Origin of the sequence: Anaerotignum propionicum (genome assembly GCF_024461735.1) — a bacterium.
In the GTDB taxonomy this organism is placed as follows: Bacteria; Bacillota; Clostridia; order Lachnospirales; family Anaerotignaceae; genus Chakrabartyella.
The window spans coordinates 30,926-43,020 of record NZ_JANGAD010000011.1 but is presented as its reverse complement, the minus strand read 5'-3'; the positions used below and the strand labels follow the sequence as shown (position 1 = coordinate 43,020).

Here is a 12,095-nt window from a genome sequence, read left to right as displayed (position 1 = left end):
TTTCTTATCAGAAAATGTTATTGTAATTGCAACACCCTCGGTGCATTCCAAATTCCATACTGTTTTTATTCGTTCCCCACATTACCCACATAGGGATTTCTTCATTTAAACTTATTTGAGTGGGCTTTGTAATTCGTTGGGATGCAATGGAAATAGAATTTTTTAATTCCATGCCGCCTCTATTAAGACCATATTTTATATAATCTCCTGTTTTATCAAATGTAAATATATCAACGCCTGTTTCTTTGAGATGAATGGCAAGCCTATTGTTCATATCTAATTGGCGTTCACTATTAGACACGCTTCCACCACTCACCCATTTTCCATCTTCGTATATCCTTTTGGGTTTCATTTGAAAATCTAGTTGGTTGTATTATCATTCCAGTTTGATTTTTCATAATGTCACTGCAAGATGGTAATAAAAATGCTACGATCAAAGCAAAGAAAAGCAATCTTTTTTTCATAAATACCACCATTCAGACCCTAAAAAGAATGGTCTTAATCACCTAATAATAATGATACATAGTGAGTATAGCATAATTTTCAATTTTTGCAAAATTTTGAGTTTGAGAAAATCATAGCAAGCAATTGACATTTCAAGGAAATTCCTCTGGTTGAATGTAAATGCCTATTTTGCTATAATATGGATTAATACAGAACAAGAATAGAATTTACACTTTCATTCATATGAATCCATTTTATAATAATAGGGGTATAACCATGGCAAACACGAAAATTCACAATACGAAAAGCTTATATTTTCCCCATAGAACAACCCAAGAAATAAACGAAATTTTGGAATATCCCCTTACAATTGTTGAGGCGCCCATGGGGTATGGAAAGACCACGGCTGTGAGAGAATGCCTTAAAAATTTTGATGGGGACATCAAATGGCAAAGAATTTATGATAGTCTAACCCACGGTTTCTGGGAAGGCTTTTGCAATATGGTTCGTGAGCTTGATGTTGAGTGTGCCAACAACCTTAGTCAATTGGGTTTTCCTGATGATGGTGTTTTATTGCATGAGGCGGTGGGCATCATGGAAGGAATTGCATTCTCTAATACCACAATCCTGGTGATTGATGATTATCACATTTGTGAATGTGTTGAAAGTGATGCCTTTATAAAATATCTGATTGAGCACCAAATACCAAATCTCAAGATTGTATTAATTGTAAGATTCATAAAATTTGAAACCCTTGAGGAATTGAAATTAAAGGGTTATCTAAAATACATAGCAAAGGAAACCTTTGAATTTGATGTAAAAGAGATTCAAGCTTATTATAAGCTATGTGGTATAAACTTAAAGGTGGCTCAAGCTGAACAACTGTATGGTTTGACGGAAGGCTGGATTAGTGCCATCTATCTGCTGTTGCTAAATTATTTGGAGGATGGCAGTTTTACCAGTACGGAAAATATATATAAATTATTGGAAAGCACATTATATAGTTCTTTTTCCCATGAGGTAAAGAGTTTTCTCAACGTAATTTGTTTTTTTGACTATTTCACGCTAGAACAGGCTAGCTTTGCTTGGCAGAAGGAGGGTGCAGATAGGCTCCTTTCGGAAATTATAGGCAAAAATGCTTTAATCCGATTTGATGAAAAGACAAAAATATATCATATCCACAGCCTTTTTATAAAACTGCTAAGAGAGAAGTTCCAATTCCTAGGCGAAACGGAAAAGAAGAATATTTATCAAAATATGGCTCTTTGGTATAGGAGCAAAGGAGACTATTTTTCAGCACTGAAATATTTTTATAAAATTAAAGACTTTGATATGCTGATGGAAGTGTTGGAGTCTGACCGAGGGGACTATGTTTTTCAAAACGGGAAGGACTTATTTATTAAATTTTTTGAGGAATGTCCCTTTGAGATTAGAGAAAAACACCCAGTAGCACTTTTGATTTACGTCATAAATTTATTTATGATCAATGAATTTGAACGGTTTGAAAAGGCATGTATTGAGCTTGCCATGGTGATTGAACAGTCAAAAAGCTTGGATGCCTCAAATCGCAAATTACTAATGGGTGAATTTCAGGTGCTTTTAAGTATTTCAAAATTTAATGATGTACCTCAAATGCTGGAGCATATGGAAATTGCAAATGAATTGCTGGAGCAGCCCATCCGTTTTTTTGATACAAAATTTGGTTGGACCTTTGGCTCACCCTCGGTATTATATATGTTCTATCGCAAAGCAGGCCGCTTGGAGCGGGAGCTAGGGGATGTAAAACAAGTATTGCCCCTTTATTGTAAAATAACATCCGGTCACGGAAGCGGCGGAGCCAGTGTGATGGAAGCAGAGTGGTACTTCAACCGAGGTGATTTTGTAAATGCAGAAATTTTGGCTCATAAGGGTTATTATAAAGCAGTTGAATATGGGCAATATGATATTATGCTTTCTACCTTGTTTTTACGAATGCGAATAGCCTTATTAAAAGGTGATACATTATTTGTTTACGATACTCTGGATAAGATGTATGAGGAAATGAAGCAGGAAAGACAATATGACCATATCCATACCATTGACCTTTGCAAGGGATTCCTGTTGGCTTTTTTGGAGAAAGAACCTCAAATTGCAAGCTGGATAGAAAATGGAGATTTTGAATCTAGTAAACTGTATTATCCGTCAAAGGCATTTTTGAATATTGTTTACGGCAGGGTACTGCTGATACAGAAGGAGTATTATAAATTGTTGGGGATTGCAGACCAATTTATAGGTGTTGCATCGGTATTTCCCAATGCCCTTGGAGAAATTTATACAAGGATTTATGTTGCCGCCGCTTATGAGAAAATATTTAGGCGTGAGGATGGGATAGCGTCTTTAAAAATTGCAATGGAGATGGCATTTCAAGATAAGATATATATTCCTTTTGTGGAAAACTGTGATTACATAAAACCGCTATTGTTATTGCTTAGGGAACAAGACTTTTTTCCGGAGGATATAAACCGCATTTTGGATATTTATCAACCCTATGAAGCGCAAATAGTTCTTAAAAGCGCTGAAACGTCATACGAAAATAAGCGAGAGCTCAGCCAGCGGGAAATGGAGATAGCCTTTTTGGCGGCGGAGGGTTTTACCAATAAAGAAATTGGAGAAAAGCTGTTTATATCTCAAAATACTGTAAAAACCATGTTGAAAAGAGTCTTTGAGAAATTGAATGTCAATTCGAGGGTTGTTTTGAAACAGCATTTTAAAGAAAAAAATAGATAATTTTCTAAATATTCACCCTATGGGGGACAGACGTCGTAAAAAATCCGTTATACAATTTATGTATGATGGATTTTTTGTTTTATGGAGGTGAAAATGTGAGTGGGATAAAAAAAGTAGTTCCCTTAGAGGATTACAAGCTTGAGGTTCAATTGGAAAATGGATGCAGTGTTGTGTTTGAAATGGAAAGCAGGCTAAAAACTTTGAGATTCGGAATTCTAATGGATGAAGAATTATTTAAAAAGGTAACTACAGATGGAGTCTGCATTTTCTGGGGAAATGAAGTTGAAATCTCCATTCATGAGTTATTTCAAATGGTTCAAAAGTGAAAATATTTTTGAAGGAAGGGATATAAAAATGAAAAAAAAGAAATTGCTATCTTGGGTTATGACTGTAGTCATGTTACTCAGTGTTACCCTTGGCACCCAAACGGCTTTTGCATTTCAGCCCACTATTTCATCAAGCTCAACCTTGTATGCAGGGGAGGACGGATTTGATAAGGTGGTGTTAACCCTTGAGAATGATACTTTTCTCTCAACAATTACAAAGGAAGACATATCAGTATCAATTGGAGGAATAGGGGGGAGCTTTGATTTTACACTGGATGATGAGACACATATTACCATTGAGAAAATAAAAAAGGATGTGGAATTGTTAGAGGCTGGTGATGAAGTTGAGATATTCATTAAAGACAGTGGGGTGGGGTCTAATACCATAAGCAATGTCTTATCTTTAGCAGTTCAGCCCACCAGAAATGTGAAGTTGGAAACGGAAAATCCCAAAATGGGAAAGGTGGGTGAGACATATTCTTACACTTTTACGGCAGAAGGCATTGTAAATATTGCTACTTTTAAACTTTTAGAAGGGGAGGTGCCGGATGGGCTAACATTGGGTGAATCTGGAAATTTGACCGGTACTCCTTCAAGAGCAGGTAGTTATACTTTTACAGTCAAGGCAACGGATGCTGATATAATCACCAAATCAGACACCCATGAATATACAATGATCATTGAGTCAGAAGGGGAGGCACCTATCATCAGCACGGACTCTGCGTTATATGAAGGAGAAGAAGATGAGGCTCCTATCATCAGCACAGACTCCGTTTTGTGTGAAGGGGAAGACGAAAATAATTATATGTCAGTATTCATCAACGTGGAAAATAATATTTTTAAAAACCAGCTATTAATACACTTTAGTGCTGAAGATAAGGAAGGCAATAATATTAATAATGGCTTTAGTTTAGGTAGCCGTTTAAAGAAACAGGTAAATCTAAACATATATAGCGTAGATGGAAACAGGTTAAAGGAAGGGGATAAGATATCCATTTATTTCGAAAGTGGTGCTTTTGAAAACACAACTAATAAATCAAATACCATTATACTTACTGTACAACCCACTAGGACTTTAGCATTAGATAAGTCGCCTATGGCTCCAGCAATAGAAGGAAAGTACTATATCCATCAATTCGAAGCTGCGGGGGGAACGGGGGAAAAAAGTTTTAAGGTAAGCAGAGGGGAATTGCCTAGGGGATTGAAACTGAGCAATTCAGGTGAGTTGAGGGGAATTGTTGGTGAAAAAGCAGGACAATTCACCTTTACAGTAATGGTAACAGACGATGCAACGCCTGCAACTACTGATAGCTATGAATATACTTTAATAGTAAAAGACGAAGAAACAGGGGGGGATTATTTACATATAGATGGCAGAATCATAAAATACGTTGGTAGAGAGAAAGATATTGCCATTCCGTCTGAAATTGATGGAAAGCCCATAACTGTCATCGGAAAGAATGCCTTTGAAGATTTTGATATAGAAAATATCATTGTACCAGATGGTATAGAAACGATAGAAAAACAAGCATTTGCGAGTTGTCCACAACTAAAAAGCGTTGTAATAGCCAAAAGTGTTAAATACATAGGTCAAGATGTTATTCGTTGTTCTGGGAATAATTTTATGAAGGTGATTTTTACGGGGAAGCCCCCTATGATGGATTACGATGCTTTTTGGGATTGTAATGAGAATTTTAAAATTTATTATCCCAGCAATGAAACGGGGTACGGCCCTAACTGGCAAGGCTATACTTGTATAGCCTATGATGCAACAGCTACATATAATGTTATTTATGATGGTAATGGAAATAGTGGTGGGGTGCTCCCTAAGGATAATAGAGAATATTATACAGGGGATTCCTTTACAGTACCCCTTTGTGATATAACAAAGTTAGAAAATAGATTTAATGGCTGGAATACGAAGGCAGATGGTACAGGAGAAAATTACGATTCGGGTGATATCGTTACAGTAGCTGCCGAGAATATAACCCTGTATGCTATGTGGGATAATAAAACATACACAATTACCAAGGATCCAACTTTGAAAAACGGTAGCATATCCATTTATGTAAATGGGAAAGAGGCTTCGCAAGCGGCGAAAAACGACAAAGTGAAAATTGTAGTGAGACCCAATCAGGGCTATCGCTATGAACCGATGACCCTTTGTTATTATATTAAAGAAACAGAAATCATCAATAGTATAGATGATTCTTTGATTATGCCTTTGGAACCTACAGAAACAGAATATGAATTTATAATGACTGACAATAATATAACTGTTGATGCCAATTTCGAGCCAGATACTACAAAGTACAGTAAAGTTAATATTGTTGACTATATCTTTATTAAAAGATATTATGGTTCTGGTGGGAATATCTTTATTTCCTCTTCCATAGATGGAAAGAAAGTTTTGGCATTGGTTGGAAGAGTATTTTATAATCAGTACAATTTAACAGGCGTATCTTTACCACAGGGGATTATACAAGTGGATGGACCTGTCTTTTATGGGTGTCATTCCTTGAGGGCAGTGGAACTGCCAGAAAGCTTGGAAGTTATAGAACGGTTTGCTTTTAAAAATTGCGGAAGTCTGGAAAGCATTCGAATTCCTAATATAGTTCATCGCCTTGGAATTGAGGTGTTTAGCCAATGCCCTATGCTTCGTCAAGTTTGCTTTGAAGGGGATGCACCTGAAGAGGTGTTGCAAAACACTTTTAAAGGTGCAAATCCAGACTTGGTGATTTACTACCGAGAGGGCGCTAAGGGATTTAACGTGGCACCATGGACAGATTTCACAACAAAGAGCTATAAGCATTTGGTGAAATATAAAGATAATGGAGCTGAAAGTGGAATTGTCCCTCGGGAGCATATTCTTATTGATGATAGTTTGATACAAATAAAAGAAAATAGCGGTGGATTGGTTAAATCGGGATATAAATTTGATGGCTGGAATACCAAAGCAGACGGAAGTGGCACAGATTACGCCGTGGGTGAATCCATGAAAGTCTCCGAGGATATGGTGCTCTATGCTAAATGGACGCCTAAAAGTAATGGCGGCGGCAGTTCCAGTGGCACAAAAATCCAGCCAACAGCGACAACGAAGGCAACTGGTTCAAGCAATGTAGAAGTAAAGGCTGATCAAAATGGTAAAGCCATAGTGGCGGAAAAACAGATTTTAGATGCTATGGCACAGGCTGAAAAAAACAGTGAAGGTGTTGTAACGATTACAGTAAATACGACAAAAGATATAAAATCGATAGAAACCAAAATTCCTGACACAGCAATTGCTTCGCTTGCAGAAAAAATGTCAAAAGGGATAGGTGTAGTTACACCTGTCGCAGAACTGAATTTTGACCAAGGAGCATTAAAGAGCATAAAGAATGGGGCAATAGGAGATTTAAAAATCTTGGTTGAAAGGGTTGAATCCAATACGCTGTCTCAAGAAGGGAGACAGTTGATTGGGAATAGACCCATCTATCGATTTAGCGTCACTAGGGGAGATAAAGTAATTTCCCAATTTGATGGAACGGTTACTGTATCCATTCCATATATACCTAGCGAAGATGAAGATGTAAATGCATTGGTGATTTATTCTATCAATGAAGACGGTAAGTTGGAAATGGTAAAGGACTGTGTATATGATGCAAAAACAGGGAGGATTATTTTCAAGACAAATCATTTCTCCCAATACGCCGTGGGGAACAATAAGGTTGTTTTTCATGATGTAACGGGTTGGTATAAGGATTCGGTGATGTATCTTGCATCCAGAAATATAATAAAAGGAAAAAACCAAGGTTACTTCATGCCAAATGACAATATAACTAGAGCTGAATTTGTTCAAATTTTAGCGAATATGTCAGGGGCTGATGTAAGTAAATATGGGTATTCTGCTTTTGGTGATGTAGGAGACAAAGATTGGTTTTTCCAAGCTGTTGCATGGGCAAAGGATAATGGCGTTGTAAGTGGAAGTGGCGGCGATTTTAAACCCAACGCTTACATTACCCGTGAGGAAATGGCGGTTATCATAGAGCGTTATGTAACAAAAGTAGCAAACAGACGCTTGGAGGTTATAGATAATTCCAATAAATTTGCTGACGAAGATGAAATCGCTGATTATGCAAAAACAGCCGTGGAGACAATGAAAAATTCAGGCATGATTGCCGGAAAAGAAAATCATACATTTGCGCCTAAAGAAAATGCCACAAGGGCAGAAGGGGCTAAGATGTTGTCCACAGTAATGCAACGTTTCATAAAAGATTAATATATATAACAAAAACAGGCTGACTCAAATATAATTTGGATCAGCCTGTTTTGCTGTGACGGGTAACAGCCTATCACAAAATGAAATAATAATAAATAGGTAGTTAGGAATTGTATAAAAATGCTTAAGACTCGATCAAGATGTTAAGGGTATATGATTGAGATTAAGCTATTTTTAGTTTGATAATTTTATATCTTCTCAAGATTTTCTACGGTTTTTTCGTTGACAACATCACCTGTATTTAAGGTAGTCTTTGCTTCTACCAGCATTATATGAGCCTCTTGTTCTGCCACAGGCATATGCTCGATTCCTCTGGGGATAACGATGCACTCCCCTTCGCTTAGCTGGACATCTTTGTCTCGGAACTTGATTGTTAATACACCTTTTACCACAAAAAACATTTCGTCCTCATTTTCGTGGGTGTGCCAAACAAAGTCACCTTTAAACTTAGCTAGTTTTACGTAAGAATCATTTACTTCACCAATTATTCTCGGGCTCCAATATTCATGAAAGAGCTCCAGTTTTTCTGCAAGATTTATTTTTTCCATTGTAAAAACCTCCAAATAAATAAATTTTAATAAAAATAATGTTATGTTTCTATTGGTAATAGGCAGACGAATTATTATGAACGAGATGAATTTTTATTTTGCAGGAATAAAAATAAACCCAGCCCGATTAGCGTAACTGTTATGCCTATCCCTTGCTGAAGGGAGAGTACCTCGTCTAATATAAAATAAGCAAGAATACAGGTTCCTACAGTTTCACCCAGAATGCTCATAGAAATGGCTGAGGTACTTAACCACTTTAAAAGCCAATTGAAAACCATCTGACCGAAAATTGTGGCAAACAAGGCTAATCCAATAAAGGCTTTCCATGTGGAGGCCGGATAATTAACAAAAGACACATTCTGAGTGAATGCATAGATCGCTAAAAAGATTGTACTGCTAGAATAACCCAATATGGAATAAGGTATGACCGCCAAATTTTTTCTTATGTGTTGGCCAACAAAGAAATAGGCAGTAATGACTCCTGCGGCGATAAAGGCAAGCAGGTCGCCAAATAATGCTTGGATGCTTACCTCGAAATCTCCCCACCCAATGATGAAACAACCAATCAATGAGACGAAACTAGCGGCTATTGCTCCCTTGCTATAGCGTTCTTTAAATAGGAAATAACCTCCCACAAATGAAAAAAGCGGCTGTAATGTGACAATAACCGTTGCGCTTGCAACAGAGGTATAGTTTAGGGATTCAAACCACAAGACATAGTGAATTGATAATAATAGGCCTGATAATAGACCTAAACCCAACTGCTTGCGAGACAAGGAAACCAGAGCCAACCAATTTTCTTTGTTCTGAAATAAAAATGGCGCAAGTATCAATGTGGCAAAGAGAAGCCGATAGAAAGCAGTTATTGAAGATGGTGCATGAGCCAGTCTTACAAAAATGGCTGATGTGGATAAGGCAAAAACCCCTAAAAACAGTATAAAATACTGCATACTTTTTGATTTCATTTTCTTTTGCGATTCCTCCATTCTCTTGTTAATTATAAAATACATGGTATACTATAATGTATAAAAATTATAGTATATTTTTTTGGTGAAAGATAGTCTTTTTTGCCATATCCATTATGTTAAAACAAATGGGGGTAAAAGCTTATTATTATGGATAGGAGAAAGTTATGAATTATAATCGACTGGGACAAACAGTTTTGAATTATCGAAAGAAAAAAGGAATGACAATACGTGAATTTGCGAATTTCGCAGGAATCAGTACATCCCTAATCAGTCAAATAGAAAGGGGGCAGGCGAACCCTTCATTAAGTGTTTTGGAACTTATTGCGCAAGCCCTCAATGTACCCCTTTATACCCTTTTTATCAATGAAATTGATACAGAATCTCTTATTTCCAGAAAGAAAGACCGAAAAAAGGTCTATAGAGAAAATAGTGACCACATAGTTTATGATGTATTGACACCTGATTTTATGAAAGCACATATAGAGCTTTTAATGATGGATTTAAATGCCCATGCCAATACCACGGAAAGCACATATTCCCATATGGATAAGGAAGAAATTGCAGTGATTATGAAGGGTGAAGCCTATGTGGAATTGGAGGATGTTTCATATTTCTTGGAAGAGGGGGATGTGGTTCGCATTCCTCCCAATGTGAGGCATAGATTTTTGAATAAAGGGGATGAGCCCAATCACATTCTGTTTGTGCTTACACCAACACTCTATCCCTCATAATGCCTTTTGTTTTAGCAGTGCATGAGGATAAAAAAATAGTGGTTTTTTAAAGTGCTTTGTATTTGTGAAAATAATATATCTCACCTATGTGGATGAAGATTCAAAAGAAGGGAGAAGCCTATGAACAATATGATTTTATTGTTAGAAGATGATATTAGTTTGGTAGACGGACTGAAATATGCATTGACACGTGACGGATTTGAGGTAGAGGTTGTCCCCACTGTGGAAGAGGCCTTAGGCCGTATGCCTGCAATTGACCAGTATGACATAATGATTCTTGATGTAACCTTGCCGGATGGAAGCGGATTTGCAGTTTGTGAGGAAATCAGAAAACATGGAAGTCTCATTCCAATTATTTTTTTAACAGCCTCTGATGAAGAGGTGAGTGTGATTCGAGGATTAGATTGTGGAGGGGACGATTATATTACAAAGCCTTTTCGGCTGGGAGAGTTGTGTTCTCGCATCAGAGCCTTATTGCGAAGAACTGCAATAAGCAATCAAAATAAAAGCACTTTCATTTTATGTGGAGACATTTCCATTGACCTATTAGAAAGCTGTGTCAAATTGAAGGGAAAGCGGTTGGAATTAACAAATGGAGAATATCGCCTCATTTCTTTGTTGGTAAGAAATGCAAATCGAGTCATAACAAGGGAACATATGTTAAATGAACTGTGGGATAACACAGCAGATTTTGTAGATGACAATACCCTTTCGGTTTATGTGAGACGGCTTCGAGAAAAAATAGAGGTTGATCCGTCCAAGCCGGAACATTTAATTACAGTCCGTGGATTTGGCTATCAGTGGAGAGAGGTATCATTATGATTTATCGGGATAAACAGATAAGGCATTTCTTTTTCTTTCTGCTTTTCTTTGGGTTACTACTTTTTCTTTGTGGAGGGATATTAAATGCCATACAGGCAAAGGCCATACAAAATCTATTTCTTTCTCATAACAATGCTGTTGCCACTTCACTCTTAGAACAGGGGGTTTCAGAAGGTGTGGTTGCTCAAGCAATTACCAATACCACCATGAGCCAAGAGGGTAGTGATTTACTTATAAAAATTGGAGTAAAAGAAACTACAAAGATTGAATTATTGCCTTTTATTGACTCCCTTCAGAAAACAACAGGATATTCCATGATGTTAATGGGGGCGTTTCTATCCATAATTCTCTTTGGCGGATCAATTTACTTTTTTCAGAAAAGGGATTGCCTTTATCAGCAGGGTCTACAGGTAGTATCCCGTTTTACGGAAGGTGATTTTTCCTGTAATATGCCTCAATTGGAGGAAGGGACAATATATCGTCTTTTTACATCTGTTGAGCAGCTTTCAACCATATTACAATCAAAAAGTGAAACAAAACATAACGCAAAGATATTTCTTAAACATACAATTGCTGATATTTCTCATCAATTAAAAACTCCTCTAACAGCTCTTTCTATGTACCGTGAAATTATCTCTGATGAGCCGGAAAATGTCGATACCGTAAAGGAATATTCAGAAAAGATGGGGCAAGCACTGGAACGCACGGAACAACTGATACTGTCTATGTTGAAAATTACCCGTTTGGACGCTGGTAATATTGTTTTTGAAAGGCATCCCTATAGAATAATTGAGCTGATAGAAGAAGCAATTGGGGAACTGACGACACGGGCGGAAAAAGAGGGAAAAAATATTGTTTTAGATGGGTCAACAGAAGCTACTTTGCTTTGTGATAAACAGTGGACCAGAGAGGCCATAGAGAATATAGTAAAAAACGCCTTAGATCATACGTGTTGGGGCGGGAGGATTCATATTTCATGGGAGTGCACGCCAATTGTGAAGCGAATTTATATAAAAGACAACGGAGCTGGCATATCATCTCAGGATTTGCATCATATTTTCAAACGGTTTTATCGTAGCAAAAAATCCCTTGATACCCAAGGGGTAGGACTTGGTTTATCTATGGCAAAATCTATTATTGAAGAACAGGGAGGTGTTCTTTCTGTTCAAAGCGGTTTGGGAGAAGGTACTGTGTTCATTTTATCTTTTCTTACAGAACTGTAAGCTTACGAT

Annotated in this window: 10 protein-coding genes; 6 read left to right on the top strand and 4 right to left on the bottom strand. The window is 37.1% G+C overall.

The window, feature by feature from the left end; all coding sequences use genetic code 11:
- Window positions 1–7: 7 nt before the first annotated feature.
- Window positions 8–301, bottom strand: a complete 294-nt coding sequence (locus tag NE558_RS13050) for a hypothetical protein (protein ID WP_256150570.1) — start codon at window positions 299–301, stop codon at window positions 8–10.
- On the bottom strand, window positions 294–464 hold the full coding sequence (locus tag NE558_RS13045; protein ID WP_256150569.1) for a hypothetical protein: 171 nt from the start codon (window positions 462–464) through the stop codon (window positions 294–296). The genes NE558_RS13050 and NE558_RS13045 overlap by 8 nt, the downstream gene beginning before the upstream one ends.
- A gap of 256 nt (window positions 465–720) precedes the next feature.
- Between NE558_RS13045 and NE558_RS13040 the strand changes: the two genes are divergently transcribed.
- The 3 genes from NE558_RS13040 (at window position 721) to NE558_RS13030 (ending at window position 7,794) form a co-directional block, all read left to right on the top strand.
- The gene (locus NE558_RS13040) at window positions 721–3,210 is read left to right on the top strand and encodes a helix-turn-helix transcriptional regulator (RefSeq protein WP_256150568.1); all 2,490 of its coding nucleotides are present in this window, start codon (window positions 721–723) and stop codon (window positions 3,208–3,210) included.
- A gap of 95 nt (window positions 3,211–3,305) precedes the next feature.
- Window positions 3,306–3,536 carry a DUF2442 domain-containing protein gene (locus NE558_RS13035; RefSeq protein ID WP_256150567.1) on the top strand — a complete coding sequence of 77 codons (231 nt, stop codon included), beginning with the start codon at window positions 3,306–3,308 and terminating at the stop codon, window positions 3,534–3,536.
- Window positions 3,537–3,564: 28 nt separating this feature from the next.
- Complete coding sequence (locus NE558_RS13030; RefSeq protein WP_256150566.1) at window positions 3,565–7,794, top strand: leucine-rich repeat protein; 4,230 nt, start codon at window positions 3,565–3,567, stop codon at window positions 7,792–7,794.
- 188 nt (window positions 7,795–7,982) lie between these two features.
- Here NE558_RS13030 and NE558_RS13025 read toward each other — a convergent pair whose 3' ends face one another.
- On the bottom strand, window positions 7,983–8,342 hold the full coding sequence (locus NE558_RS13025) for a cupin domain-containing protein (RefSeq protein WP_256150565.1): 360 nt from the start codon (window positions 8,340–8,342) through the stop codon (window positions 7,983–7,985).
- A gap of 74 nt (window positions 8,343–8,416) precedes the next feature.
- The gene (locus NE558_RS13020) at window positions 8,417–9,307 is read right to left on the bottom strand and encodes a DMT family transporter (RefSeq protein WP_256150564.1); all 891 of its coding nucleotides are present in this window, start codon (window positions 9,305–9,307) and stop codon (window positions 8,417–8,419) included.
- A 167-nt stretch (window positions 9,308–9,474) separates the two neighbouring features.
- Between NE558_RS13020 and NE558_RS13015 the strand changes: the two genes are divergently transcribed.
- From NE558_RS13015 to NE558_RS13005, 3 genes are all read left to right on the top strand, one after another.
- Complete coding sequence (locus NE558_RS13015) at window positions 9,475–10,041, top strand: XRE family transcriptional regulator (RefSeq protein ID WP_256150563.1); 567 nt, start codon at window positions 9,475–9,477, stop codon at window positions 10,039–10,041.
- A 120-nt stretch (window positions 10,042–10,161) separates the two neighbouring features.
- Window positions 10,162–10,863, top strand: a complete 702-nt coding sequence (locus tag NE558_RS13010; protein WP_256150562.1) for a response regulator transcription factor — start codon at window positions 10,162–10,164, stop codon at window positions 10,861–10,863.
- Window positions 10,857–12,086, top strand: a complete 1,230-nt coding sequence (locus tag NE558_RS13005) for a sensor histidine kinase (protein ID WP_256150590.1) — start codon at window positions 10,857–10,859, stop codon at window positions 12,084–12,086. Before NE558_RS13010 ends, NE558_RS13005 begins: the two co-directional genes overlap by 7 nt.
- Window positions 12,087–12,095: the final 9 nt, after the last annotated feature.

Bases quoted from the DNA above. Each gene is read 5' to 3' on its own strand.
- NE558_RS13045 (WP_256150569.1), bottom strand. From the start codon at position 464: ATGAAAAAAAGATTGCTTTTCTTTGCTTTGATCGTAGCATTTTTATTA.
- NE558_RS13040 (WP_256150568.1), top strand. From the start codon at position 721: ATGGCAAACACGAAAATTCACAATACGAAAAGCTTATATTTTCCCCAT.
- NE558_RS13030 (WP_256150566.1), top strand. From the start codon at position 3,565: ATGAAAAAAAAGAAATTGCTATCTTGGGTTATGACTGTAGTCATGTTA.
- NE558_RS13025 (WP_256150565.1), bottom strand. From the start codon at position 8,342: ATGGAAAAAATAAATCTTGCAGAAAAACTGGAGCTCTTTCATGAATAT.
- NE558_RS13020 (WP_256150564.1), bottom strand. From the start codon at position 9,307: ATGAAATCAAAAAGTATGCAGTATTTTATACTGTTTTTAGGGGTTTTT.
- NE558_RS13015 (WP_256150563.1), top strand. From the start codon at position 9,475: ATGAATTATAATCGACTGGGACAAACAGTTTTGAATTATCGAAAGAAA.
- NE558_RS13010 (WP_256150562.1), top strand. From the start codon at position 10,162: ATGAACAATATGATTTTATTGTTAGAAGATGATATTAGTTTGGTAGAC.